Source organism: Azospirillum sp. TSH58 (assembly GCF_003119115.1).
GTDB lineage: Bacteria > Pseudomonadota > Alphaproteobacteria > Azospirillales > Azospirillaceae > Azospirillum.
In genome coordinates this window covers 1,583,948-1,608,171 of record NZ_CP022364.1, presented here as the reverse complement: position 1 = coordinate 1,608,171, position 24,224 = coordinate 1,583,948, and the positions used below count along the sequence as shown (strand labels likewise).

Genomic DNA, 24,224 nt, shown 5'->3' with positions numbered 1-24,224 from the left:
TCCGGCCTCCGGTTGTCCAGTGCGGATCAGAGCTTGCGGCCGAGCTGGGCGGCCACGCGGGTGGTGATCTCGTTCGAGATTTCCAGAAGCGCGCGGTCGTAGGCGTTCTCGACCGTGGCCAGGGCGCCGTACTGCTGCTCCAGCACGTTGTAGCTGATGTAGGACCGCGCGTTGGCCTGGAACAGGATCGCGCCCGTCGCCGCGTCGATAAGCTGGTAAGGGGCGTTCACGACGAGCTGGGCGCGGGTGGCGGTCGCGTCCTTCTGAAGGGACAGCTTCTGCTCCGACGCGGTCAGCGTGGTCTCCAGCCGGTAACGCGGGGCGGCCGGGCGGCCGTCGGCGTAGAAGCGGTCGATCAGGAGGTTGCGCAGCTTCTGGCCATAGCGGTCCCGGATGACTCCGATGTCCACCTGCTGAAGCTCGGCGGTGCCGATGCTGTTGGACCCGAGCGTTCCATACATGGGCTGGAAACCGCAGGCCGCCGTGGCAAGCACCGCCGGCGCCAGCAGGGTGAGGGCGAGAAGCCCCCGCCGCCGCACGCCGGCCTTGCCGTTATGGCCATTGTCGTTATGGCCATTGTCGTTATGGCCATTGTCGTTATGAAGGTCAGACGACGACATTGATCACCCGGTTCGGGACGACGATGACCTTGCGCACCGGCTTGCCCTCCAGGGCGCGCTGGACGTTCGGGTCGGCCAGGGCGGCCTGCTCCGCGGCGTCCTTCGCCATGTCGCGCGGCAGCTCCAGCGTCGCGCGCAGCTTGCCGTTGACCTGCACCGCCATGGTAACCGAGTCCTCGACCACCAGGGCGGCGTCGGCCTGCGGCCAGGGCTGGTTGACCAGCAGCGTGGCGTGGCCGAGCCGCGCCCACAGCTCCTCGGCGAGATGGGGCATCATCGGGGCGATCAGGCGGACGGTGGCCTCGAAGCCCTCGCGCAGGACCCAGGCTTCACCCTCGCCCGTTCCGTCCAGCTCGGCCAGGGCGTTGGACAGCTCGCGCACGCGGGCCACCGCCTTGTTGAAGCGGAACTTCTCCAGGTCTTCCGAGATGCCGGCGATCGCCTTGTGGACCATGCGGCGGGTGGCCTCGGCCTTGGCGCTCAGAGCGTCCGGCTTCGGCGCGCCGACGGGCGGCAGCGCGACCGGCGATTCCGTCACCATCCGCCACAGGCGGTTGATGTAGCGCCAGGCGCCGTCGATGCCGGCTTCGGTCCATTCCAGGTCGCGTTCCGGCGGGCTGTCGGACAGCATGAACAGGCGGGCGGCGTCGGCGCCGTAGGTGCCGATGATGTGCGCCGGGTCGACCACGTTCTTCTTGGACTTCGACATCTTCTCGACGCGGCCGACCGTCACCGGGCCGTCGTTGTCGTTGCGGATGTAGTCGCCGAGATCGTTCCTGCGGATGTCGGTCGGCGCCAGCCAGGCGCCGGTGCCGGCGTCCTTGTAGGTCTCGTGGTTGACCATGCCCTGGGTGAAGAGGCCGGCGAAGGGCTCCTCCACGTTCAGGTAGCCGCACTGCTTCATCGCCCGCGTCCAGAAGCGGGAGTAGAGCAGGTGCAGCACGGCATGCTCGATGCCGCCGATGTACTGGTCCACGGCCAGCCAGTAGTCCACCGCCTCGCGCGTGAAGGCGACGTCCTCGGCCTTGGGCGAGCAGAAGCGGGCGAAATACCAGCTCGACTCGATGAAGGTGTCGAAGGTGTCGGTCTCGCGCACCGCCGGCTTGCCGCAGCTCGGGCAGCTCGTGTGCTTCCAGGTCGGGTGGTGGTCCAGCGGGTTGCCGGGCTTGTCGAAGGTCACGTCCTCCGGCAGGACGACCGGCAGATCCCGCTCGGGCACCGGGACGATGCCGCAGCTCTCGCAATGGATGACCGGGATCGGGCAGCCCCAGTAACGCTGGCGGGAGACGCCCCAGTCGCGCAGCCGGTACTGGGTGGTGCGCTCGCCCTGCCCCTGCTCCTCCAGCCGCTTGCCGACCTCCTGCTTGGCCGGCTCGACCTCCAGCCCGTCGAGGAAGCGCGAGTTGCGCAGCAGGCCGGGGCCGGTGTAGGCCTCGTCGCCGACCGTGAAGGCGGCGGGATCGGCGTCCGCCGGGACGACCACCGGGGTGACCGGCAGGCCGTACTTGCGGGCGAAGTCCAGGTCGCGCTGGTCATGGGCCGGGCAGCCGAAGATGGCGCCCGTGCCGTAGTCCATCAGCACGAAGTTGGCGACGTAGACCGGCAGCTCCCAGGACGGGTCGAAGGGATGCACCACCTTCAGCCCGGTGTCGAAGCCGCGCTTCTCGGCGGTCTCGATCGCCTCCTCGCTGGTGCCCAGGCGGTTGCATTCGGCGATGAACTCGGCCAGCGCGGGGTTGCCGGCGGCCAGTTCGGCGGCCAGCGGATGGTTGGCCGAGATCGCCGCGAAGGAGGCGCCGAACAGCGTGTCGGGCCGGGTCGTGAAGACCTCCAGCTTGTCCGCCCGCCCGACGAGGTCGAAGCGGAAGCGCACGCCGGTGGACTTGCCGATCCAGTTCTCCTGCATCAGGCGCACGCGCTCCGGCCAGCGGTCCAGCGTGTCCAGCCCCTTCAGCAGCTCGTCGGCGTAGGCGGTGATCTTGAGGAACCACTGCGACAGCTTGCGCTTCTCCACCAGCGCCCCGGTGCGCCAGCCGCGGCCGTCGATCACCTGCTCGTTGGCGAGAACCGTGTTGTCGACCGGGTCCCAGTTGACCCAGGACTCCTTGCGGTAGGCCAGGCCTTCCTTCAGGAAATCCAGGAACATCTTCTGCTCGTGGCGGTAATACTCCACGTCGCAGGTGGCGATCTCGCGGTCCCAGTCGATCGACAGGCCCATCGTCTTCAACTGGGCGCGCATGGCCGCGATGTTCTCGCGCGTCCATTTGGCCGGGTGGGTCTTCTTCTCCAGCGCGGCGTTCTCCGCCGGCAGGCCGAAGGCGTCCCAGCCCATGGGGTGCAGCACGTTGAAGCCGCGGGCCCGCTTGTAGCGCGCGATCACGTCGCCGATGGTGTAGTTGCGGACATGCCCCATGTGGATGCGCCCCGACGGGTAGGGGAACATCTCCAGCACATAGTACTTCTCACGGGAAGCGTCCTCGCGCGCGGTGAAGCAGCCCTGCCGCTCCCACTCGCCCTGCCACTTCGCTTCGGTTTCCTTGACATTGTAACGCGACATGACCGCAGACGCCGTTCCGTGAGTTTCGTGGGTCTAGAGAAATAAGACGCCGGCGGCGGGATGACAGGCGGCGGACCGATGTCCGGCGCCCCGCCCCGCCTTGCTTGAGCGGCCGGCGCGTCCGCTCAGCGCGCCGCGGCCTGCTGGGCGACGCGGATCTGGCGGGCGCGGGTCAGCACCGCGTCCTCCAGCGTCGTCGCCGTCTCCGGACCGACCGTGCTGTCGCGCCAGTCCGACCCGGCGCGCTGCTGCTTGAACACCGACACCCGCACGCCGTCGGCGCGGAGCTGGCGGTCCATGATGTACAGGTTGACCTTGAAACGCTCGTTCGGGGTGTCCGGCGGCGTGTACCAGTCGGTCAGGATGACGCCGCCGAACGGATCGGCCGAGACGATCGGCATGAAGGACAGCGTGTCCAGCGAGGCGCGCCACAGGAAGCTGTTGACGCCGATGCCGTTGGGATCGCCCTGCTCGGCGCCGTTGCGCTTGTTCTTGCCGAACAGGCTGAAGCCGCCGTCGGTGCCGAGAAGGCTGCCGAACTTGTATTCCTTCTTGATCTGCTCATCGACGGTTTCCGTCTGGCCGCCCCAGCTGGAGCAACCGGCCACGGCGAGCGACGCCGCGAGCACGACGGGGGCAAGGCGAAGGACACGGGAACGGCGCATGGTCGGAACCTGGATCATAAATTCGGGGTACCGCGCACGATACCGCGGCGGATGCGGGTGAAAAGACCATAAAAGCCCGCCCGCGGCAACAGCCGATGCGGACCGCAGCCTGTGCCTTTGCTGTGTCCGGGGCATCGCCGGAGCCCGCTCAGCCGGTCCGTGCGCGCTGCGGAATCACGACGGCGGTGCACAAGACGAGTGTGTTCCGTCGGACACACTGTTCCTTCATTGCTGCAACTTTGCGATTTCCGGCTTGCTGGCGTCCCCGCATCTGCGTACCACAGAGCCAGCCAGGACGTTAACCGGGCTGAAAATTCTGCTGCCAGGATGGAGGCAACAATCATGAACCGTTATCTGCTCGCGGGCTGCGCCGCTGCCGCTCTGGCTCTGGGTGCCGGCGCCGCCAACGCTCAGGCCAAGTTTGAAGTCAAGGTCGGCGGCGACGCCTACTTCGAAGGCGGCTACGTCAACGAAGACCGCGACGAGGGTGCCCGTTCGGTTGACTTCCGCAACCGCTTCCGCGTCATCGTGACCCCGACCGCCAAGGCCGACAACGGTCTGGAGTACGGTGGCCGCATCCGTATGCGCGCCAACTCGGGCGCCAACAACGCCCGCACGATGGACGCCGACCGCGGCTACATCTTCGCGCAGGGCGCGTTCGGTCAGGTCCAGATGGGCGTGACCAACTCCTTCAACGACGCCACCTACGTCACCGCTCCGCAGGATTACCTGCAGCTCGGCATCTATGACGGCGTCACCGCCTGGATCGGCCAGACCACCGACATCGCCGGCGGCCTCGCCGGCCTGAACGGCTCGATCCTGAGCCAGTCGCTGGTCGTCGAGAACAACGCGACGAAGATCGTGTACTTCTCGCCGCGCTTCGCCGGCCTGCAGGTGGGCGCCAGCTACACCCCGCGCAACGACGACTCGCACGCCTCGGTCAACCGCGCTGACCTGACCTCGGTCACCGCCACCGGCCGCGGCTTCTCGACCACGTTCGAGGATCTGGTCGAAGTCGGCGCCAACTACAGCAACACCTTCGGCGGCGTCTCGCTGAAGGCCAGCGCTGGCTACTACTGGGGCAACGCCGCCGGCACGACCACGGTCGGCGCCAGCGTCGAGGACCTGAACGCCTGGCAGGTTGGCGCCCAGGTTGGCTACGCCGGCTTCTCGCTCGGCGGTTCGTACACCGACTTCGGTGAGTCGGGCCAGATCCAGACCGCGACCTCGGACAACGAGAAGAGCCGCCTCTGGGTTGTCGGCGCTCAGTACACCGCCGGCCCGATCGTCGTCGGCGCCAACTACAAGAACGGCAAGGACGCCGGCAGCCTGTACACCCCGGGCAGCCGCAAGATCGAAGTCTACGAGTTCGGCGCCGGCTACACCGTCGCTCCGGGCCTGACCCTGCAGGCTCAGTACGACTACTTCAAGGCCGACAGCGACCTGAGCACGGCCGCTGCGGACCTGGACAACGACGGTCACGTCGTCCTGCTCCGTACGGTCCTGGCGTTCTAATCTGCGGTCATCCGTGGATGGAGAAGGGCGGTGGCTTCGGCCACCGCCCTTTTTCTTTGTGCACTCCCCTTGTTCATCCTCCTTGTTCATCGCGCCGCGTCCGTCGCGCTGCGCCTTTTCCGTGCGCCGTTCCCCGTCCGGCGGGCTGTCCACATGGCGCATTTCTGTGCGTAAAGTTTGTTCACTGCGCTCAAAATCTGGACAGGCAATGTGCTATATTTACGGCATACGGGAAAAACCATTGGTGATCAAACACTTATGACTGTGTCGGAATGGCCACTGTGTTACCGTTGAACCGTTTCCCCTGTTAAATCGCCCTTGCCGGGTAAACGAACGGGTGGCTTAGTAATTGGTGGGAAGCACAACCGCACGGCTCCAGTCTCCTTGGGAGCCTGCTAGAAGGATGGACCATCAATGAAGCGTTCTCTTGTTACGGGCTGCGCAGCCATCGCGATCATCGCCTGCAGCGGCGTGGCTTCCGCCCAGACCAAGTTCGAGGTCAAGATCGGCGGCGACGCGTTCTTCCAGGGCGCCTATGTCGAGCAGGACCGTGACGAAGGCACCCGCTCCACGGAGTTCGCCAACCGCTTCCGCGTGACCGTCACGCCGGTCGCCACGGCCGACAACGGCCTCGAGTACGGCGGCCGTGTCCGCATGCGCGCCGCCAACGGCGCCGGCAACGTCCGCACGATGGACGCCGACCGCGCCTTCATCTTCGTGAACAGCGGCTTCGGCACCCTGCAGGCCGGCACGATCAACGGCCTGTCGGACGAGTTCGGCATCATCGGCCCGAACGTCGAAGGCATCGCCGGCGGTCCGGACAACAACACGGTGGAGTTCCTGGGCGGTTCGCAGACCTATTCGCTGCTGCCGACCACCACCAACAACTTCCGCGCCTTCGCCTCGGGCGACGTCGGCACCAAGGTCATCTACCTGACCCCGACCATCGCCGGTTTCCAGGGCGGCGTCTCCTACACGCCGCGCACCGGCGACTCGCACACCTCGATCAACCGTCGCCAGGACAACGGCGGCTTCCAGGACGTGGTCGAGGCCGGCGGCACCTACACCAACGAGTTCGGCGGCTTCAGCGTCGCGGCCAGCGCCTTCTACCAGTTCGGCGATGCGGTCGATGACGGCGTCGGCGTCGGCGCCACCCGCTTCGAGAAGCTCAGCTCGGTCCACGCCGGCCTGAACGTCGGCTACGGCGACTTCAAGATCGGCGGCAGCTACGCCTACAGCGGCGACAGCGGCTACGACAAGTCGCTGACCGTGAAGGAGAAGCAGGACATCTGGATCGTCGGCGCCCAGTACGCCACCGGCCCGCTCATCCTGGCCGCCAACTACTCGCAGTCGCGTTCGAACGGCACCAGCCCGAACACCGGCTTCGTGGCCCCGGTCAAGGCCGAGCTGTATCAGGCCGGCGTGACCTACACCATCGCGCCCGGCCTGACCACGGGCCTGGAGTACAGCTACCTCGACCTCGACTCGAAGATGACGACGATCGACAACGGGGGCATCAGCCCCGACGACCGCGCGCACATCATCATGATCGACACCCGTCTGGCCTTCTGATCGGCCTTGCGGCAGGTCTGACAAAAACGGCGGCGGATACCCATCCGCCGCCGTTTTCCTTTTGTCGCTGGTTCTTACTTCTTGGTCGCTGGCGCCGCTTCGGTCTCGCAGAGCAGCAAGATCGCTGCGTTCTCCATCGGGGTCCAGACGGCCAGCAGGCGCTGTTTGGCCTTCTCCGCCGTGTAGGCGGTGGTTCCCGGATCGCGGATGGAGCGGACCTTCACCTCGCCCAGCTTCCAGCCAGCCTTGCGGAAGCCGCCCAGCGTGGATTCAAGGATCTGGTCACGGCGGGCGTCGTCGTCCTTCTTGAACTCCCAACCATAATTTTCCTGCTTGGTGCAGCGCCGGTTGAGGTCAGCGGCGGCGGCGCCCAAGAATTCCTTGTAGGTGCCGTCGTCCTGCAGCGGGAACGGTTGCACGGCGAAGGGAGCCTGGGCGATGGCCGACCCCGCTGCCGTTTTGGGAGCTTCCTTGGGCGCCTCCTTCGGGGCTTCCTTGCCAGCGGCGGGCTTGCCGCCATTCTGGTTCCCGGCGTTTGGGTTCGCGGCGTTCTGGGCAAGGGCGCTGCCGGCCGTGAACGGCGCGGCCCCCAGAATGAGCGCCGACAGGATCAGGGGACGCATCCAACCACGCATGCCGTGTTCTCCTCGGGGTGCTTGCGTTTCGTCGGTGCGTCCGTTACCACGCCCTCCGGTCCCTGTACAGGCAGGCGCCGCGGAAGGGGCCAGAGCAAGGGGCCAGAGCAAGGGGCCAGAACAAGGGGAAAACCGGCATGTCCGCATCGCACACCGATACACCGGACGGCACCGTCACGGCCCGGCTGGACGCCGTCCGCCGCTCCATCCTGGACGGCTGCGCCGCCAGCGGGCGCGCTCCCGGCGCGGTGACGCTGGTCGCCGTCTCCAAGACCCACCCGGTGGAGGCGGTGGAGGAGGCCCTGGCCGCCGGCCAGCGCGTCTTCGGCGAGAACCGCGTGCAGGAGGCCAAGGCGAAGTTCCCCGCGCTGCGCGAGCGTTTTCCGGACCTGGAACTTCACCTGATCGGCCCGCTCCAGACCAACAAGGTCAAGGACGCGGTGGCCCTGTTCGACGTGATCCAGACGGTGGACCGGCCCAAGCTGGCCGAGGCCCTGGCCGAGGAGATGGCGCGCAGCGGCCGCCGCCCGCGCTGCCTGATCGAGGTCAACACCGGCGAGGAGCCGCAGAAGGCCGGCATCCCCCCGGCGGAGCTGGACGCTTTCCTGGCCGCCTGCCGTGACGGCTGGAACCTGCCGGTGACCGGCCTGATGTGCATCCCGCCGGTGGACGAGGAGCCGGCGATGCATTTCGCCCTGCTCGCCGACATGGCCCGCCGCGCCGGCCTGCCCGAGGTCAGCATGGGGATGAGCGGCGATTACGAGACGGCGATCCGCTTCGGCGCCACCCATGTGCGGGTCGGCACGGCGATCTTCGGGGCGCGCCCCACCCCCGCCGCCGGGTAAGGCTTCCTCACCCCGCCGGGTCCGCCACGGTCAGCGCGGTGCCCGGCGCGCACTCCTTGAGAAGCCGCAGCAGGTCCGGCAGGGGCAGCGCGACGCAGCCCGCCGTGGGCGCCCGGTCGGGCCGTGCCACATGCATGAACACGGCGCTGCCCAGGCCGGGCACGACCGGGTCGTCGTTGTGCCCCATCACCACGATGACGTCGTAGACATGGTCCTCGCGCCACAGCTCCTCGTGGCTGGCGGCGTAGGGACGCTTGACCGGGCGGTTGTAGGCGGGGTCCGCGGGGTCGTCGCACCAGCCGTCGCCGGGTGCGATGGGCGACACCGGCAGGCCCGTCTCGGGCCGCTCCAGCCGGTCGGCGCGCCACAGGACGCGGCGCAGCGCGAAGCGGCCGACCGGGGTGGCGCCGTCGCCCTCCCGCTTGTCGGAGCGGATGCCGCCGCGGCCCAGCACGCAGCGGAACGACCCGCCGGGCCAGTCGAGACGGCCTTCCGACGGCGGGTCCTCAAGACGAACCGTGATCTCCATCGCCCCTTCCCTCACCCGAAACCGGGGTCATCGCGCTCAGCCCGACACCCGCAGGCTGGGCGCCGGGGCCTGCGCGGCCCGCCGGCCCTGTTCGTACTTGGCCAGATTGCGCATCATCGTCTCAGACAGCATGTCCGGTGTCACGGGCGCGAAGGCGTTGCTGTTGGCGGCGGCCGGAGCGGCGTTCGCCGGTGCCGGCGCGTTGGCCGCGTTCGCCGCACCGCCGTCGGCCGCCGCGTTCGGTTGGGTGGCGGGCGGCTGGGCTCCCGGCGCCTGGGTTTCCGCCGCCTTCCGGGCCCCGGTGGGGGCCGCCGCGGCGGCGAAGCCGATGGTGGAGGGGTGCGGCTTGGCGGCGGCGTATTTGGCCATCATGCTGTTCGCCAGCGGGGTGTCGCGCGCCGGCATGCGCGAGGGATGCGGCGTGGCGGGGTCCGCAAGTCCGTCGCGCCCGGACCCGGCCACCGCCGCTCCCACCCCATGCGGCGGCGCTGCGGACCGTTTGGCGTCCGGCAACTCCGCCGTGACGGTGCGGGCCGGCTGGGCGGCCGCGGCCGCAGCGGCCGCAGTGGCTGTAGCCGGCGCCGAGGTGCCGGCGGCGGAGTCCGGCAAGGCGGCGACCGCGGTGGTTCCGGCGCTGCCGGTGGGCGGATGGCCGGTGGCGGCGTCCCCGTCGAAGCCGAGCGAGGCCATGATCTGCCCGCCGATGTCCTTGCCCTGGGCCTGCTCCACCACCGCGTTGGCGATGGACGCCATGCCGCCCAACGGGCCGCCGAACAGGATGCCGCCGATGACCTTCGACGACGGCTTGATCGTGTCGCCGGTGATCTCGCGGTAGACGGTGTTGACGAGCGGGATGTGCTGGAGCGGGTTGATGATGTCCAGGAAGTCGCCGAAGGACATCTCGGCCTCGGCCTCGTACCGGTCGGGGCTGTCCCGGCTTTCCATGACGGTCAGGGCGGGGACCGCTTGGGCCGGCGACCGCTCGCGCTGCACCGGCCGCGAAGCGGCGGCGGCGTCGATGGTGGTGGCGTCGATGGCCATGGGCGGTCTCCCGTCGCGGTGTCCAGCCCTACCCTAAGCAACCGGCGTGCCAGTCCTTTGGGCTGAAATCCCGCGTCCTCGGGCGCTTTCGGCCCGGGTCCGGACCGCGACCCGGCAAGAGCTGCCGGGCAAGGGGCGTTTCCTGCCCCCCGAAGAGTCGACTCTTAGGACGAGCGGTCTCAGAACATGTGGCCGCTGCGCTCCGCCTTGGTGCGCAGATAGCCTTCGTTGTGGCCGTTGGACGGGAAGATGTGGGGAACGCGTTCGACCACCTCGATCCCGCAACGGGCGAGCTGGCGCAGCTTCTCCGGGTTGTTGGTCATCAGCCGCACGGCGGTGAAACCGAGCTGCCGCAGCATCTCCGCGGCCGGCAGATAGACCCGCTCGTCCGCCTCGAAGCCGAGGATCTCGTTGGCGTCCACCGTGTCGAAGCCGCGGTCCTGGATGCGGTAGGCGCGCAGCTTGTTGACGAGGCCGATCCCCCGCCCCTCCTGCGCCAGATAGAGCAGGACGCCGCTGCCCTGCCGGGCGATCTCGGCGATGGCGCCGCGCAGCTGCTGGCCGCAGTCGCAGCGCAGACTGCCCAGCAGGTCGCCGGTGAAGCATTCCGAATGCAGGCGGGCCAGCACCGGCTCGCCCGCCACCGGGTTGCCGACGATGATCGCCAGATGCTCCGGCCCGCCGTCGATGGGACGGAAGGCGGCGATGCTGGTGTTCTCGGCGCCGGACAGCGGCACGCGCGCCTCGGCCACCCGGCGCAGCGTGCGCACCACATGGACGCGGTAGTCGGCGATGTCGCGGGCGCGGACCAGCAGAAGGTCGTGCTTCGCCGCCCATTCCGCGGCGCTGCCGGTGTGGCCGGTGGCCGTGTGTCCAGTAGCGGGTGCGACGATGGCCGCCGGCAGCAGGCGCGCCAGCCGGGCGAGGTCCACCGCCGCGGTCTCGCGCGAGCCGGGGTCCATGGCCGTGGCGGTCAGGCCGTCCGGCATGTCGCCGTCCGGGCGGTGTTCGGGATCGGCCAGCGCGTGGGCCTCGTCCGCGGTCAGGCAGCGGGGAAGCGACAGGGCGACGACGCCCGTCCCCTCCCCCATCAGCTTCAGCACCGTGGCGCGGCGGCGGGTGACGGCCAGGACCGGCGCGGCGCCGGTCAGCTGCACCAGCCGCTGGACGGCGTCGATCGCCACGGATTCCACCGACACCGCGGCGCCGACGCTGCCGTCGGCGGTCTCGATGGCGACGGCCTCGCCCCGGCGCAGGGCGGCCGTCGCGCGGTCCACCGCGCGCATGGCGGCTTCGTCCATCGGCAGGACGGCTTCGGGCGGGGCGGAGTCGGAAGGGGCGTCGGCGTACATAACGGAGGCTTCGCGTGCTGCGCCCCGAAGGGCGAAAGATCCCGACATGGGTCGGAGAGCGCCGGAAGCAAAGCGCAGGTGGCGCACCCCTGTCCAGCAAATCCCGCGCGCCACACCGTTGCCGGCGGTGCAACGATGGCGCAAACCGCCGCCGGTGCGGGCGAATCCGGCTTGCGCTATGCTCGCCGCCTCTCCTTCCCTCCCTTGCACGCGAGACCCATCGCCATGGCGGACCAGCCGGCCCTGCATGTCCTCTTCCCCGCCAACCGGGCGCCGGACGGCTACGCGGAACGCATGGCGCTGGCGCTGGAGGCGCAGGGACGGAGCCTGGCGCGGCATGCCCTGCCGGGAGATCACCCACGGCTCGACCCCTCGGCGGTGCTGGCGGCGGACATCGCGCTGTCGCGCCTGCCGGACGGCGCGCGGGTGCTGGTGGACGGCGGCGCCCTGCCCGGCCTCGCCGCCGCCCTCGCCATGGACAACCGGCGCCTGAGGCTCGTCGCGCTGGTGGACCGTCTCCTCTGGTTGGAGCCCGGCCTGACGGAGGAGGAAGCCGCCGCCCGCCGCCATCTGGAGCAGGGCGCGCTGGCGCTGATGCGCGCCGTCGCCGTGCCGGACGCGGCGGCGGCGCGGGCGGTGGCGGATCTCGGCCTCGCCCCGGAGGCGGCGGTCGTCCTTCCCCCGGACGCCGCCGGGGCGGCCCGGCTGGACAGCCTGTGGGGGACCTGACGATCCGCACAGGCGGCCCTTCCGATAAGGCTAGGGCAATCCCGCACGGGCCATGATAAGTTCCGCGCCCGGAGCCACCGGTGAACGCCCCCGCATGACGCTTGCGAAACGCATCCTTCTGATCGACGACGACACCGCCCTCCGGCAGTCCCTCGCCGAGCAGCTCCAGCTTCTGGAGGAATTCGAGACGGTGGAGGCCGGGGACGGCGCTTCGGCCCTGGCCGTGGCGCGGGAAGGCGGTTTCGCCGCCATCCTGCTCGACGTCGGGCTGCCGGACATGGACGGGCGCGACCTGTGCCGCCTGCTGCGGCGCGAGGGGGTGCGCTGCCCGGTCATCATGCTGACCGCGGCGGCCTCCGACGCCGACACCATCCTGGGGCTCGATTCCGGGGCCAGCGACTATGTCACCAAGCCCTTCCGCATGGGGGTGCTGCTGGCCCGGCTGCGCGCCCAGCTCCGCGTCCACGAGCAGAGCGAGGACGCCGTCTTCGCCATCGGCCCCTACAGCTTCCGCCCGGCGGGCAAGCTGCTCCTGGCGGACGGCGGCGCCCGCAAGATCCGCCTGACCGAGAAGGAAACGGCGATCCTGAAATACCTGTACCGGGCCGGCGGCGCGGTGATCGGGCGGGAGACGCTGCTGGGCGAGGTGTGGGGCTACAACGCCGGGGTCACCACCCACACGCTGGAAACCCACGTCTACCGCCTGCGCCAGAAGATCGAGCGCGATCCGTCCAACGCGGAAATCCTGGTGACGGAGCCCGGCGGCTACCGGCTGGTGCCCTGATCGCCGGCCCGCGGCGGCGCGGAACCATCTTCCTGCTTGCCCATTGAAAGGATTGATTTCCGCGCCGTCCCGGCGCGGACCCCGGTCGGGCAAGGAGATGACGTCTTGGTAGCCATCGTCGATCACGGCAGACCGGCAAGGGCCATCCATCCCTTGCACGCGGTCCTGCTCGCCGCCTCCCTTCCGCTGTTCCTGGGGGGCCTTCTCTGCGACATCGCCTATTCCAGGAGCTTCGAGATCCAGTGGAGCAACTTCGCCGCCTGGCTGATCGCCGGCGGCATGGTCTTCGCCGGCGTCTCGCTCCTCTGGGCCTTCATCGACCTGTTCCGCGCCGGCCGGCGCCGCGGTCACGGGCTCGCCTACTTCGTCCTGCTGTTCATCACGGTCGCGCTCGGCCTCGTCAACGCCTTCGTGCACGCGCGGGACGCCTGGGGAATCATGCCGGAAGGTCTGATCCTGTCGGCGGCCGTCACCCTGACCGCCGCCCTGGCGACCTGGTTCGGCTTCTCCAGCCTCCGCGTGGGCCAGCCTATGGGCCACCGCATGGGAGACACGCGATGACACGCTCCAGCCTGCTGGCCGCCGCCGCGCTTGTCGCCCTGCTCACCGCCTGCGACGACAGCAACCCGTCGCCGCCCGTCTACGGCGCCAACCCGCCTCTGCCCGAGCAGCAGCACGGTCTTCTGCCCAGCATGAAGATCGCCAATCCCGCCAACTGGGGGGACCGGAAGCCGACCGTGCCGGAGGGCTTCACCGTCACGGCGATCGCCACCGACCTCGGCATCCCGCGACAGACCCTGGTCCTTCCCAACGGCGACATCCTGGTCGCCGAAGGCCGGGGCGGCTCGGCCCCGGCGCTGCGGCCCAAGGACGTCATCGCGGGCGTCATCAAGGCCAGGGGGACGACCTCGGTGCCCAGCGGCAACCGCATCACCCTGCTGCGCGACGCCGACGGCGACGGGCAATACGAGGAGCGCACGGTCTTCGCCGACCATCTGAACGCGCCCTACGGGCTGGCCTTCGTGAACGGCCAGATCTATGTCGCGAACCAGGACGCGCTGGTGCGCTTCCCCTACCGCGAGGGACAGACCCGCGCCGAGGGACCGCCGGAGAAGGTCACCGACCTGCCCTCCTACATCAACCACCACTGGACCAAGTCGCTGGCCGCCAGCCCGGACGGTCGGTTCCTCTATGTCGGCATCGGCTCCAACAGCAACATCACGGAACGCGGGATGCCCGCCGAGGCCGACCGCGCGATGGTCTGGGAGATCGACGCCCGGACGGGCGCGCACCGGCCCTACGCCACCGGCCTGCGCAACCCCACCGCGCTGGCCATCCAGCCGGGAACCGGCACGCTGTGGGCGGTGGTGAACGAGCGCGACGAGCTTGGCCCGAACCTCGTCCCCGACTACCTGACCTCGGTCCGCGAGGGCGGATTCTATGGCTGGCCCTACAGCTATTGGGGCCAGAACGTCGATCCGCGCGCCCAGCCGCAGAAGCCGGAGATGGTCGCCGCGGCGATCAAGCCCGACTACAGCCTGGGCTCGCACGTCGCGGCGCTCGGCGTGGCCTTCTCCTCGCCGGTGATGGGCGAACGCTTCGCCGACGGGGTGTTCGTCGGCGAGCACGGCAGCTGGAACCGCAGCGTGCCCAGCGGCTACAAGGTGATCTTCGTCCCCTTCCGCGACGGAGCCCCGTCCGGCGATCCGGTCGAGGTGGTGACCGGCTTCATGGGTGAGGACGGCAACACCTATGGCCGGCCGGTCGGCGTCACGGTGGACCCGAAGGGCGCCCTGATCGTCGCCGACGACCTGTCGAACACGGTCTGGCGCGTCGCGGTGACGGATCGCTCGCCCACCGCCCAGGGACCGGCGGACATGGGCAGCGCGACCACCGACGGGAACGGATCGTCCAACTGAAACGGGAACGCCGCGTCAGGGCCGCTTGCCGGGCGGTCCTGACCGGTCGGAGATGGTGACGGCGATCGGATAGCCCATCCAGCGCTGGCGTTTTCCCTCCAGCGCCGCCCCGCCGCGGGCGGTACCGGCCGGACGGCCGCCGCCCCACAGGCCGCGGCCGCGCGGCACCACGGGCAGCAGGCGGATCTTCCGCCCGACGATGGCCAGCCGGCGGCGCCAATGGGCGACCAGCTTGGGCGAGGTGCCGACCCGCCGCGCGATCTCGTGATCGGCCAGCAGCGCGCTGCCGGGGTCCTGCAGCAGGTCGAGGATGGCGCGGCGCTTGTCCAGGCTGGTGTGGCGGCTGTGCTTGCGCTCCAGCGCCTTGCCGAGGTCCCAGAGCTTTTCCGCGGTCTCGCGGGCGAGGCCGCGCCAGCGGTCGGCCTCCTCCCGCTGGCGCTCCATGTCGCCGTTGCTCTTTTCAAGCTGCCGCTTCAGCCCGGCGACCTCCAGCTCCAGATCGCGCACCTGGCGGCGCAGCCCCTGGACGAGCTGGTCGGGCGGCGGCGGACGGTCGGGGGGCGGGGCGCTGGCGGCGGGCGGCGGCTCCGGGGTGGCGGACAGCGGACGGGCGCCGCGGGCGAGATCGCGGAACGACAGGCCGGCCCTCGACAGCATGATGCGCGCGGCGCGCAGAGCGGACTGGGCTTCGCCCTGATGCTCCGACTCGGCCATGGCGAGGACTTTGGCGAGTTTGTCTGGGTCCATCCGAGGGGTCGGGGTCCGGAGGCGATTTTTCGCGTCGATGGGCGAACGGGCGCAAACTACCACATCTTATTGGATTGGGCATCTCCACATCTCGGCGGTGCGGCACGCCTTTTCCTCCTACCCCCGTCTTGCGCCATCCCCCCTTCCATCGAGGCGGAACGTCTGTCTTCTTGCCGCCGGACCGGCAAATAAACGCGCCGGAGGGTCGTTTCGTGAAACAACCTTTTCACTCGACTCGCGAGGGTCCTACCGCCAAATTGTCGGTACCATGACGGCACGAACCGTTTCCGACGCCTGTTCCGGTGCGCCTGACACCCCGCCGGAATTCACCGTCCGCTTCTGGGGCGTGCGCGGCAGCATCGCATCCCCGGGACCGGATACGGTCCGCTACGGCGGCAACACCCCCTGCGTCGAGCTGCGCTGCGGGGATGCTCTCCTGGTCCTCGACGCCGGCACCGGCCTGCGCCCGCTGGGCGAGGCGCTGATGCGCCGGGGGGAGCCGGTGGACGTCGATCTGCTGCTGACCCACAGCCATCTCGACCACATCTGCGGCCTGCCCTTCTTCGCGCCGGCCTTCGACGCGGCCAGCCGCGTGCGGATCAGGGCCGGCCATCTGGAGCGGGAGCGGACGATGCGCTCCGTCCTGGAATGCATGATGTCGGCGCCGCTGTTCCCGGTCCCGGTGGAGATCTTCCGCGCCGATTGCACCTTCCACGATTTCGTCAGCGGCGAGACGCTGGCGGTGAAGCCGGGCGTCACCGTGCGCACCGTCGCGCTGAACCATCCGGACGGGGCCACCGGCTACCGCGTGGAGTTCGCCGGGCGCAGCCTGTGCTACGTCACCGACACCGAGCACCCCGCCGACGGGCGCGACCCCGCCGTGATGGAGCTGGTGCGCGGCAGCGACCTGCTGATCTACGACTGCACCTACACCGACGCCGAATACGCCGCCCGCGTCGGCTGGGGCCATTCGACCTGGGAGGAATGCCTGCGCATCGCCGACGAGGCCGATGTGAAGCGCGCGGTCATCTTCCACCACGACCCCCGGCGCAGCGACGCCGACCTGGACGTCATCGCCACCGCCGCCGAAGCCCGGCGCCCCGGCACGCTGGTCGCCCGCGAAGGCATGGCGCTTCCTCTCTGACTTGACACCTATCCCCTTGGACAGTGATGCGCCGGGGACACGGCCAAGCCTCCGTTCGCGTCCCGTGGCCGGTTGTCACTGCCGGATCGTGTGACAATTATGGTATGAAAACCGCCTGCAACCGCAGAGAGAACTCTGGGGAGACGCATGCGGCATCTTCTGCGCTTATCGTTGCTGGGCCTGCTCGCCGGCGGAACGCTCGCCGGCTGCGCCTCCACTCCGGGTCCCCAGGCCTCGCTGGACGGCGGCCCCCGCTCGATCGTCCTGCACCATCCCGCCAGCGGCGAGACGGTCAGCGTCACCTACCGCCGCGCCGACGGCTACGACCCGCAGGCCCTGGACCGCATCGCCACCCTGTTCCGCGACCGCCGCACCGGCGAGACGGTGCCCGTCGATCCCACGCTGGTCGAGCTTCTGGCCGACCTGCGCGACCGCTGCGGCGCCGGCCCCGACACGCCGGTCCACATCACCTCGGGCTACCGTTCGCCGCTGACCAACGTCACGCTGGCGCGCAGCAACCCGAACGTGGCGGAAAACAGCTATCACCTGCGCGGGCAGGCCGCCGACATTTCCATCCCCGGCGTTCCGCCCCGCCGCCTCGCCGACGAGGCCGCGGCCCTGCAGCGCGGCGGCTACGCGCTCTACCCCCACACCGGCCACGTCCATGTCGACACCGGCCCGGTCCGCACCTGGAGCCCGAAGGGCGGCGACCCCCGCATCCTGGAGGCCAGGGCGACCCCCGCGAAGGCCGCGTCGGGCAAGGCGGTCGCCACCAAGCCCGCTCCCGCTCCCGCCGCCCCGCGGACTCAGGTCGCGGCGGCGGAGCCCGCCCCGCCGAAGCGCGCCCCGGGCAAGGCCGCGCCGGCCTCCGCCCCGGCGAAAGGCGGCGACGCCGACCTCGCCCGCGTCCGCATGGTGCTGGCCTCCCTCAAGGAGCAGCCGGAGCCTGCGGCGAAGAAGAAGCCCTGAAGCTCACCGATACGGGTCCGCGGCGTCCCGCAGGCCGTCGCCGAGGAAGTTGAAGCTCAGCACGGTCACGATCACCGGCAGCACCGGCAGCATCAGCCAGGGGTACAGCGCCACCACGTTGATGTTCTGCGCCTCGGTCAGCAGCACCCCCCAGCTGGTGATCGGCGGGCGCAGGCCGAGGCCGAGGAAGCTCAGCGCCGTCTCGCCCAGGATCATGCCGGGGATGGCCAGCGTCGCCGAGGCGATCAGGTGGCTCATGAAGCTGGGCAGCAGATGGCGGCCGATGATGCGGGCCGGGCTGGCGCCCATCAGCTGGGCGGCGGTGGTGAAGTCCTCCTCGCGCAGGGCCAGCAGCTTGGACCGCACGGCGCGGGCGAGGCCCGTCCATTCCAGAAGGCCCAGGATCACCGTGATCCCGAAATAGATGAAGATCGGGTTCCAGGTGACGGGCAATGCCGCGGACAGGGCCATCCACAGCGGCAGCTCGGGGAAGGAGCGGATGATCTCGATCAGCCGCTGGATCAGGTTGTCCACCCAGCCGCCGTAATAGCCGGCGATGCCGCCGATCACGATCCCCAGCACGAAGCTGACCGCGACGCCGATCAGCCCGATGGTCAGCGAGATGCGCGTCCCGTAGATCATCCGCGACAGCAGGTCCCGCCCCAGCCGGTCGGTGCCCATGAGGAACAGCGTCCCGCCGTCCGCCGGGCAGGCGAGGTGCCAGTCGCTCTCCACCAGCCCCCAGAACGCGTAGCGGTCGCCGCGGCAGAAGAAGCGGATCGGCTCGACCTTCGTGGTGTCCGGCGTGTACTCCCGCTTCAGGATCTCCATGTCCAGGCGATAACTGTAGCCGTAGACGAAGGGGCCGACGAATTGCCCCTCGTGGAACAGATGCACGGCCTGCGGCGGGGCGTGGATGAAGTGGGAATTGCGGCTGTCCACCGCGTAGGGGGCCAGGACCTCGCTGACCAGGGTCGAAGCGTAGAGCAGCAGCAGCACGATCCCCGACGCCACCGCCAGCTTGTGCCGCCGCAGCTTCCACCAGACCATCTTCCATTGCGAGGCGGTGGTGAAGCGCTCCTGCTCCGGCGACAGCCGCTCGACCTCGTCGGGGTCCCAGGGGGCGGTGTCGACGGTGTGGGGCAGGGGTGTGTTGGGCAGGGCAGCCCGGGTCGGAAGGGTGCTGCTCATCGGCTGGCTCCCCCGCTCAGGCGGATGCGCGGGTCGAGCGCGGCCAGCGCCAGATCGGACAGGAAGACCCCGATCACCGTCAGAACCGCCAGGAACATCAGGAAGGAGCCGGCCAGATACATGTCCTGGCTGCGCAGCGCCTGGAGCAGCATCGGCCCCGTCGTCGGCAGCGACATCACCACCGACACGATGGCGGCGCCGGAGACGACCTGCGGCAGCAGGTTGCCGATGTCGGACACGAAGGGGTTCAGCGCCACGCGCAGCGGGTATTTCACCAGGGCCCGGCCCGGCGGCAGGCCCTTGGCCCGCGCGGTGACGACGTAGGGCTTGTGCAGCTCGTCCAGCAGGTTGGCGCGCAGGCGGCGGATCATCGCGGCGGTGCCGGCGGTGCCGATGACGATCACCGGAATCCACATGTGCTCGAACACGCTCATCGCCTTGCCCCAGCTCCAGGGCTGGCCGATGTAGCGCGGGTCCATCAGCCCGCCGATCGAGGTGCCGAACCACACGTTGGCGAAGTACAGCATCACCAGCGCCAGCAGGAAGCTCGGCGTCGCCAGACCCAGGAAGCCGAGGAAGGTCAGGACATAGTCGCCCAGGCTGTACTGCCGCGTCGCCGAATAGATGCCGATGGGGAAGGACACCACCCAGATGAACAGGATGGTCGCGAAGGACACGATGGCGGTCAGCGACAGCCGGTCGCCCACCACGTCCGACACCGGCAGATTGTATTCGAAGGAATAGCCGAAGTCGCCGCGCAGCATGCCGGCCAGCCACAGCGCGTACTGCTCGTGCATCGGCCGGTCGAGGCCGTAGGTCTCGCGCAGCATGGCCAGCCGGCCCTGGTCCATGCTCTCGCCCCGGCTCTGCATCTCGTTGACCAGCGTGGTCAGATAGTCGCCGGGGGGAAGCTGGATGATGACGAAGGTGATGACGCTGATCGCCAGCAGCGTCGGGATCATGATGAGGATGCGGCGGATCACGTAGCCCAGCATGGCCTCACCCCTTTCCGTCGAACCAGAAGCCGTCGGGCCGGTACAGCCCGAAATGCGCGCCGGGGTCGTAGTTGAACAGACCCTCCTCCGGCACGTTGCGCAGGGTGCGGCGCGCCACCACCGGCTGCGGCACCCCGGCCACCGTGCCGATGGTGAAGACCTGCTCGGCGTTGAGCGTCAGGATGCGCGTCCAGGCCGCCGCCCGCCCCGCCTCGTCCGGCGCGTCGCGCCAGGCGCGGAAGGCCTCCAGCAGGTCGCGCGCCTCGGGCATGTCGGGGCGCTCGCCGTCCTTGCCCATGGTCTGGAAGAACTGGCCCCATTTCGGCCACTGGTACTTGGCCTGATCGACCGGCACCAGCTCGGCCGGGCTCATCTCCGCGGTGGCGATGGCGTTGTCCAGCCCGCGGGAAATCGACATGCAGGTGTCGCCGGCGAAGATGCGGTTGCGGAACACGTCGAGCTGCGAGGAGCGGATGTAGAGCCGCGCCCCGACGCGCCGCCAGCCGTCGGCGATCAGCTCCAGCGCGTCGGTCTCCTCCGTGCTCTCCCCGGCGGTCTCCACCACGATCTCCAGCGGGCGGCCGTCGGGCAGCAGGCGGACGCCGTTGACGTCGCGCTCCGTCAGGCCGATCTCGTCGAGCAGCCGGTTGGCCTGCCGGACGTCGAACTGCGCCCAGCGGTCGCGGTAGGCCGGCGTCCAGAGCGGTGAGACCTCCAGCAGCGTGTTGTTGGTGGGAATGGCGAGGCCGTAATAGATGACCTGGTTCATCTCCTCGCGGTCGATGGCCAGCGACAGGGCGCGGCGGTAGCGCACGTCGCGGTTCAGCGCGCGCCACACCGGGTCGTTGCAGTTCAGGTTGGGGAACAACGCCATCTGCGCCCCGATGCCGGTTCGCCACAGCGTGACCCGGTAGTCGTTGCGCTTCGCCCCCTGCTTCAGGAAGGTGTAGTTGTCGAACCGCAGGTAGCGCGCCTGGAGGTCGCTCTCGCCCGCCCCCGTCTTGGCCGGGATGATCTTGGCGTCGGCCACCGTCATGATGAGCCGGTCGATGTAGGGCAACTGCCGCCCCGCCGGGTCCACCCGATGGAAATAGGGGTTCCTTACGAAGATGAAACGTTCCGCGGGCGGAGCGGTCGTCGGCACCCAGGGCTGCAGGGTCGGCAGGTCCGGGTTGTCGAACTCGGTCAGATTGTCCTTGCGGTTGTGAAGCTGCTGCCAGCTTTTCTGCCGCTCCGCCTCCACGCGCTGCTTCAGCTCCAGCGGTTCGGTGAAGCGGGGGTGGAAGCGCCGCAGGTAATGGGCCGGGGCGTAGATCTCCACCGGCTTGGCCCCGGCCAGCATGGGCAGGAAGAAGGGGTTGGGGCGCGACCACGTGTAGCGCACGGCGGCGGCGTCCAGCACCTCGAACTTGGGCGCCTCCCCGGCCACCAGCATCTCCGGCGGCGGCCCGCCGGGGGAGCGCTTGGCGTTGTTCGCCATGTCCTCCCACCAGTAGCGGAAGTCCTCCGCCGTGAAGGGATGGCCGTCCGACCAGCGGTGGCCGCGGCGCAGCGTGAAGGTGAAGATCCGCCCCTCCTCGACATCCACCCGCTCCAGGATGTCGGGCACGATGCGCAGGTTCGGGGTCAGCGCGACCAGCCGGGCGTAGCTGTAGACGTAGATCAGCCGTGTGTCCTTGGTCCGCGCCATCAGCAGGCGCAGGTCGCCGCCATGGCGCCCCGGCGACTGCCAGGGGCGGTCCATCGGCTCGACCAGCGGGGTGAGCGGCAGCCGCTTCTCCACCGGCGGCAGCGATCCGGCACCGACCGCGTTCGCCAGCATCGGCGTCTCGACCGCGTCGAAGGCGCTGAGACCCAGGAAGGCGAGAAGGAGCAGGGCACGTCGCCGCCATTCTCCCTCACCCTTCCCTCTCCCCGGGGGGGAGAGGGTATTGGGCATCAGAGTGGGAACAGTCCACATCATCACGCCACCTCCCGCACGCGGATGGAGGCGTCGGCGCGCACGCAATGGCCGCCGCCGAGATCGACCAGATGGGGCTGGTGGTCCGCGTCGATGGTGAAGGGGGCCGGCCAGCGCGCGGGGTCGGAGGCGCGGCCCTCCTCCAGGTCGGTCAGCGACAGCGGGCGGCTGGGGTCCGGCTCCGGAACGGCGGCCAGCAGGGCGCGGGTGTAGGGGTGGACCGGGTTGCGGAACAGATCCTCGCGCGGGGCCGACTCGACGATCCGCCCGCGGCACATCACCAGGATGCGGTCGGCCATGTAATCCACCACGGCCAGATTGTGGCTGACGAACAGGTAGGTCAGGCCGAGCCGTTCCTTCAGGTCCTTCAGCAGGTTCAGCACCTGCGCCTGGATCGACACGTCGAGCGCCGACACCGGCTCGTCGAGCAGAAGAAGCTCGGGCCGCAGGGCCAGCGCGCGGGCGATGCCGATGCGCTGGCGCTGGCCGCCGGAAAAGCTGTGCGGGTAGCGGCGCAGATGCCGCGCGTCCAGCCCGACCAGCCCCATCAGCTCCTTGACCCGCGCGGCGCGCTCCGCCTCGTCGCCGATGCCGTGGATGACCAGCGGTTCGGCGATGATCTCGAAGACGGTCATGCGGGGGTTCAGCGAGCCGTAGGGGTCCTGGAAGACGAACTGCACCTTGCGGCGGAAGGCGGTCAGGGCCGCACCCTCCAGCCCCAGCACGTCGACGACCCGGCCATGGTCGTTGAAGCGGACGCTGCCGGCGTCCGGGGTCAGGGCGCGCATCAGGATCTTCGACAGGGTGGTCTTGCCGCAGCCTGATTCCCCGACCAGCCCGACGCATTCGCCGCGCGCGATGGCGAAGCTGACATCGTCCACCGCCAGCGTGCCCGCCCCGGCCTTGGCGCCGAACCAGCCGGCCTTGCGCGCCCCGTAGCGCTTGCGCACCCCCTCCACCGCCAGCAGCGGCCCCGCCGCGTCGGCGCCGGGCGGCCAGGGCCGGTGGTCCTTCTCCAGCAGGCTGCCGCCCTGCGAGGTGATGGAGCGGATCGGCACCAGCCGTTCCCCCGGCGCCATGTGGAAGCGCGGAACGGCGTTCAGCAGCGCCTTCAGATAGGGGTGGCGGGGGTCGGCGAAGATGTCCTCGCGCGTGCCGGACTCCATGATCCGCCCGCGGTGCATCACCACCACCTCGTCGGCGAGGTTGGCGACCACCCCCAGGTCGTGGGTGATGAGCAGCACGGCCATCCCGAGATCGGCCTGGAGATCCTTGATCAGCTTCAGGATCTGCGCCTGGATGGTGACGTCCAGCGCGGTCGTCGGCTCGTCGGCGATCAGCAGGGCGGGGCGGCAGACCAGCGCCATGGCGATCATCGCGCGCTGGCGCAGGCCGCCCGACAGCTCGAACGGGTAGGTGTCCAGCGCCCGCTTCGGGTCGGGGAAGCGCACCCGGCGCAGCATGTCCTCGGCCTGCGCGCGGGCCTGCCGGGCGGTCACCCGCTGGTGCAGCCGCACCGCCTCGCCCACCTGGTCGCCCACCGTGTGCATGGGCGACAGCGAGGTCATCGGCTCCTGGAAGATGATCGAGATGCGGCCGCCGCGCAGCGCCCGCATCGCCGTGCCGTCGGCCTTCAGCCCGGCGATGTCGACGGGGCCGACGCCATCGTTGACCAGCCCGTCGTCGAACAGGATTCTTCCGTCCGCAATGACGGCGTTGCGGGGCAGGATGCGCAGGATCGACTGCGCCGCCACCGACTTGCCCGACCCGGATTCCCCGACCAGGGCGACGGTGGAGCCCGCCCGCACCCGGAAGGACACACCGCGCACCGCGTGGACCACGCCGCCCGGCACCTGGAAATCGACCTTCAGGTCCTCCACCCGGAGCAGCGTGCGGCTCATGGCGCCGGCCTCTTTTCGTTGGGGTCCTCCGGCGGCTCGATGCCGAGAGCGATCAGGTTGTCCACCGTCACCGGGGTCAGCGCCACGCCGTTGCGCCCGGCGGCGAGGGCGGCCTGTTCGATCACCGCGTCGAAGCCCTCCAGGGTGCTGTCGAAGCGGAGGGTCCTGCCGCCGCCGGTCAGCGCCGCCTGCATCCAGCCGTCGTCGCGCCCCCGCTTGGTGGCGTAGTAGCGCAGCTTCAGGCCGGACAGCGCGTCCCAGCGGACGGCGCCGCCGAGCGGCCCGTCGGCCCGCAGGCCCTCGCCGTCCATGGTCAGGCGGGTCAGCTGGCGTTGCAGGGTGCGCGCCGCGAAGACGGCGAACAGCAGCGCGCAGGCCGCCAGCGGCACGGCGATCCAGGGGGTGACGGGGAGGAAGGCCAGCGGCAGCGCCGTCAGCGCCAGCCCCGCCCCGGCCCGCGCGTAGTCGCCGGCCAGCGCCCCGGTGGGGTAGCGCATCTCCGCGATGGTCGGCGTCTCCCCGGTCGAGGATCGGGCCATGGGCAGCTCGGCCAT

General features: G+C 69.9%; 22 protein-coding genes. 9 read left to right on the top strand and 13 right to left on the bottom strand.

Going from position 1 to position 24,224, the window contains the following annotated elements; genetic code table 11:
- Positions 1-26: 26 nt before the first annotated feature.
- The 3 genes from lptE to TSH58p_RS11090 all read right to left on the bottom strand — a co-directional run bounded on the left by lptE (position 27) and on the right by TSH58p_RS11090 (position 3,842).
- A complete protein-coding gene (gene lptE / locus TSH58p_RS11100; RefSeq protein ID WP_247895495.1) occupies positions 27-539 on the bottom strand; it encodes an LPS assembly lipoprotein LptE in 513 nt (170 codons plus the stop codon).
- 67 nt (positions 540-606) lie between these two features.
- On the bottom strand, positions 607-3,177 hold the full coding sequence (leuS, locus tag TSH58p_RS11095; protein ID WP_109069939.1) for a leucine--tRNA ligase: 2,571 nt from the start codon (positions 3,175-3,177) through the stop codon (positions 607-609).
- Positions 3,178-3,302: 125 nt separating this feature from the next.
- Entirely contained in the window at positions 3,303-3,842 is a 540-nt protein-coding gene (locus TSH58p_RS11090) for a DUF3576 domain-containing protein (protein WP_109070010.1), read from the bottom strand.
- Positions 3,843-4,184: 342 nt separating this feature from the next.
- Between TSH58p_RS11090 and TSH58p_RS11085 the strand changes: the two genes are divergently transcribed.
- Both TSH58p_RS11085 and TSH58p_RS11080 read left to right on the top strand, forming a co-directional pair.
- Positions 4,185-5,357 carry a porin gene (locus TSH58p_RS11085; protein ID WP_109069938.1) on the top strand — a complete coding sequence of 391 codons (1,173 nt, stop codon included), beginning with the start codon at positions 4,185-4,187 and terminating at the stop codon, positions 5,355-5,357.
- A gap of 414 nt (positions 5,358-5,771) precedes the next feature.
- Positions 5,772-6,929 (top strand): porin, encoded by a 1,158-nt coding sequence (locus TSH58p_RS11080; RefSeq protein WP_109069937.1) that lies wholly within the window; start codon positions 5,772-5,774, stop codon positions 6,927-6,929.
- 74 nt (positions 6,930-7,003) lie between these two features.
- On the opposite strand, the gene TSH58p_RS11075 is transcribed toward TSH58p_RS11080, so the two are convergent.
- A complete protein-coding gene (locus tag TSH58p_RS11075) occupies positions 7,004-7,564 on the bottom strand; it encodes a hypothetical protein (protein WP_162600035.1) in 561 nt (186 codons plus the stop codon).
- A gap of 137 nt (positions 7,565-7,701) precedes the next feature.
- Between TSH58p_RS11075 and TSH58p_RS11070 the strand changes: the two genes are divergently transcribed.
- Positions 7,702-8,409, top strand: a complete 708-nt coding sequence (locus TSH58p_RS11070; RefSeq protein ID WP_109069935.1) for a YggS family pyridoxal phosphate-dependent enzyme — start codon at positions 7,702-7,704, stop codon at positions 8,407-8,409.
- A gap of 7 nt (positions 8,410-8,416) precedes the next feature.
- On the opposite strand, the gene TSH58p_RS11065 is transcribed toward TSH58p_RS11070, so the two are convergent.
- The 3 genes from TSH58p_RS11065 to ribA form a co-directional block, all read right to left on the bottom strand.
- Entirely contained in the window at positions 8,417-8,938 is a 522-nt protein-coding gene (locus TSH58p_RS11065; protein WP_109069934.1) for a L,D-transpeptidase, read from the bottom strand.
- A gap of 36 nt (positions 8,939-8,974) precedes the next feature.
- On the bottom strand, positions 8,975-9,979 hold the full coding sequence (locus TSH58p_RS11060; protein ID WP_109069933.1) for a hypothetical protein: 1,005 nt from the start codon (positions 9,977-9,979) through the stop codon (positions 8,975-8,977).
- Between the two features lie 179 nt (positions 9,980-10,158).
- On the bottom strand, positions 10,159-11,331 hold the full coding sequence (ribA, locus tag TSH58p_RS11055) for a GTP cyclohydrolase II (RefSeq protein WP_199230117.1): 1,173 nt from the start codon (positions 11,329-11,331) through the stop codon (positions 10,159-10,161).
- A 225-nt stretch (positions 11,332-11,556) separates the two neighbouring features.
- On the opposite strand from ribA, the gene TSH58p_RS11050 reads away from it, so the two are divergent.
- From TSH58p_RS11050 to TSH58p_RS11035, 4 genes are all read left to right on the top strand, one after another.
- A complete protein-coding gene (locus TSH58p_RS11050) occupies positions 11,557-12,060 on the top strand; it encodes a glycosyl transferase (protein WP_109069932.1) in 504 nt (167 codons plus the stop codon).
- Between the two features lie 94 nt (positions 12,061-12,154).
- On the top strand, positions 12,155-12,844 hold the full coding sequence (locus TSH58p_RS11045) for a response regulator transcription factor (protein WP_109069931.1): 690 nt from the start codon (positions 12,155-12,157) through the stop codon (positions 12,842-12,844).
- Positions 12,845-12,949: 105 nt separating this feature from the next.
- A complete protein-coding gene (locus TSH58p_RS11040; protein WP_109069930.1) occupies positions 12,950-13,405 on the top strand; it encodes a DUF2231 domain-containing protein in 456 nt (151 codons plus the stop codon).
- Positions 13,402-14,763, top strand: coding sequence for a sorbosone dehydrogenase family protein (locus TSH58p_RS11035; protein ID WP_109069929.1), 1,362 nt, complete (start codon positions 13,402-13,404; stop codon positions 14,761-14,763). Before TSH58p_RS11040 ends, TSH58p_RS11035 begins: the two co-directional genes overlap by 4 nt.
- 15 nt (positions 14,764-14,778) lie before the next feature.
- Here the strand turns inward: TSH58p_RS11035 and TSH58p_RS11030 are convergent, their stop codons facing one another.
- Complete coding sequence (locus tag TSH58p_RS11030) at positions 14,779-15,510, bottom strand: hypothetical protein (protein ID WP_247874027.1); 732 nt, start codon at positions 15,508-15,510, stop codon at positions 14,779-14,781.
- Positions 15,511-15,778: 268 nt separating this feature from the next.
- On the opposite strand from TSH58p_RS11030, the gene TSH58p_RS11025 reads away from it, so the two are divergent.
- The gene (locus tag TSH58p_RS11025; RefSeq protein WP_109069927.1) at positions 15,779-16,654 is read left to right on the top strand and encodes an MBL fold metallo-hydrolase; all 876 of its coding nucleotides are present in this window, start codon (positions 15,779-15,781) and stop codon (positions 16,652-16,654) included.
- 147 nt (positions 16,655-16,801) lie between these two features.
- Positions 16,802-17,623, top strand: coding sequence for a DUF882 domain-containing protein (locus TSH58p_RS11020; protein ID WP_109069926.1), 822 nt, complete (start codon positions 16,802-16,804; stop codon positions 17,621-17,623).
- A 3-nt stretch (positions 17,624-17,626) separates the two neighbouring features.
- Here the strand turns inward: TSH58p_RS11020 and TSH58p_RS11015 are convergent, their stop codons facing one another.
- From TSH58p_RS11015 to TSH58p_RS10995, 5 genes are read right to left on the bottom strand one after another with little or no spacing between them, the layout of a single operon-like run.
- On the bottom strand, positions 17,627-18,814 hold the full coding sequence (locus TSH58p_RS11015) for an ABC transporter permease (RefSeq protein ID WP_109069925.1): 1,188 nt from the start codon (positions 18,812-18,814) through the stop codon (positions 17,627-17,629).
- Positions 18,811-19,809, bottom strand: a complete 999-nt coding sequence (locus TSH58p_RS11010) for an ABC transporter permease (RefSeq protein WP_109069924.1) — start codon at positions 19,807-19,809, stop codon at positions 18,811-18,813. The genes TSH58p_RS11015 and TSH58p_RS11010 overlap by 4 nt, the downstream gene beginning before the upstream one ends.
- 4 nt (positions 19,810-19,813) lie before the next feature.
- Positions 19,814-21,748, bottom strand: a complete 1,935-nt coding sequence (locus TSH58p_RS11005) for an ABC transporter substrate-binding protein (protein ID WP_109069923.1) — start codon at positions 21,746-21,748, stop codon at positions 19,814-19,816.
- Between the two features lie 23 nt (positions 21,749-21,771).
- Complete coding sequence (locus TSH58p_RS11000) at positions 21,772-23,670, bottom strand: ABC transporter ATP-binding protein (RefSeq protein ID WP_109069922.1); 1,899 nt, start codon at positions 23,668-23,670, stop codon at positions 21,772-21,774.
- A complete protein-coding gene (locus tag TSH58p_RS10995; protein ID WP_109069921.1) occupies positions 23,667-24,224 on the bottom strand; it encodes a hypothetical protein in 558 nt (185 codons plus the stop codon). The genes TSH58p_RS11000 and TSH58p_RS10995 overlap by 4 nt, the downstream gene beginning before the upstream one ends.

What these genes read in the sequence shown, in the direction of transcription:
- TSH58p_RS11025 (WP_109069927.1), top strand. Translation starts at nt 15,779, where the DNA reads ATGACGGCACGAACCGTTTCCGACGCCTGTTCCGGTGCGCCTGACACC.
- TSH58p_RS11045 (WP_109069931.1), top strand. Translation starts at nt 12,155, where the DNA reads ATGACGCTTGCGAAACGCATCCTTCTGATCGACGACGACACCGCCCTC.
- leuS (WP_109069939.1), bottom strand. Translation starts at nt 3,177, where the DNA reads ATGTCGCGTTACAATGTCAAGGAAACCGAAGCGAAGTGGCAGGGCGAG.
- TSH58p_RS11035 (WP_109069929.1), top strand. Translation starts at nt 13,402, where the DNA reads ATGACACGCTCCAGCCTGCTGGCCGCCGCCGCGCTTGTCGCCCTGCTC.
- TSH58p_RS11070 (WP_109069935.1), top strand. Translation starts at nt 7,702, where the DNA reads ATGTCCGCATCGCACACCGATACACCGGACGGCACCGTCACGGCCCGG.
- TSH58p_RS11015 (WP_109069925.1), bottom strand. Translation starts at nt 18,814, where the DNA reads ATGAGCAGCACCCTTCCGACCCGGGCTGCCCTGCCCAACACACCCCTG.
- TSH58p_RS11090 (WP_109070010.1), bottom strand. Translation starts at nt 3,842, where the DNA reads ATGCGCCGTTCCCGTGTCCTTCGCCTTGCCCCCGTCGTGCTCGCGGCG.
- TSH58p_RS11020 (WP_109069926.1), top strand. Translation starts at nt 16,802, where the DNA reads ATGCGGCATCTTCTGCGCTTATCGTTGCTGGGCCTGCTCGCCGGCGGA.
- TSH58p_RS11065 (WP_109069934.1), bottom strand. Translation starts at nt 8,938, where the DNA reads ATGGAGATCACGGTTCGTCTTGAGGACCCGCCGTCGGAAGGCCGTCTC.
- TSH58p_RS11030 (WP_247874027.1), bottom strand. Translation starts at nt 15,510, where the DNA reads ATGGACCCAGACAAACTCGCCAAAGTCCTCGCCATGGCCGAGTCGGAG.
- TSH58p_RS11005 (WP_109069923.1), bottom strand. Translation starts at nt 21,748, where the DNA reads ATGCCCAATACCCTCTCCCCCCCGGGGAGAGGGAAGGGTGAGGGAGAA.
- TSH58p_RS11050 (WP_109069932.1), top strand. Translation starts at nt 11,557, where the DNA reads ATGGCGGACCAGCCGGCCCTGCATGTCCTCTTCCCCGCCAACCGGGCG.
- TSH58p_RS11010 (WP_109069924.1), bottom strand. Translation starts at nt 19,809, where the DNA reads ATGCTGGGCTACGTGATCCGCCGCATCCTCATCATGATCCCGACGCTG.
- TSH58p_RS11080 (WP_109069937.1), top strand. Translation starts at nt 5,772, where the DNA reads ATGAAGCGTTCTCTTGTTACGGGCTGCGCAGCCATCGCGATCATCGCC.
- TSH58p_RS11075 (WP_162600035.1), bottom strand. Translation starts at nt 7,564, where the DNA reads ATGCGTGGTTGGATGCGTCCCCTGATCCTGTCGGCGCTCATTCTGGGG.
- TSH58p_RS11060 (WP_109069933.1), bottom strand. Translation starts at nt 9,979, where the DNA reads ATGGCCATCGACGCCACCACCATCGACGCCGCCGCCGCTTCGCGGCCG.
- TSH58p_RS11085 (WP_109069938.1), top strand. Translation starts at nt 4,185, where the DNA reads ATGAACCGTTATCTGCTCGCGGGCTGCGCCGCTGCCGCTCTGGCTCTG.
- TSH58p_RS11000 (WP_109069922.1), bottom strand. Translation starts at nt 23,670, where the DNA reads ATGAGCCGCACGCTGCTCCGGGTGGAGGACCTGAAGGTCGATTTCCAG.
- TSH58p_RS10995 (WP_109069921.1), bottom strand. Translation starts at nt 24,224, where the DNA reads ATGGCCGAGCTGCCCATGGCCCGATCCTCGACCGGGGAGACGCCGACC.
- ribA (WP_199230117.1), bottom strand. Translation starts at nt 11,331, where the DNA reads ATGTACGCCGACGCCCCTTCCGACTCCGCCCCGCCCGAAGCCGTCCTG.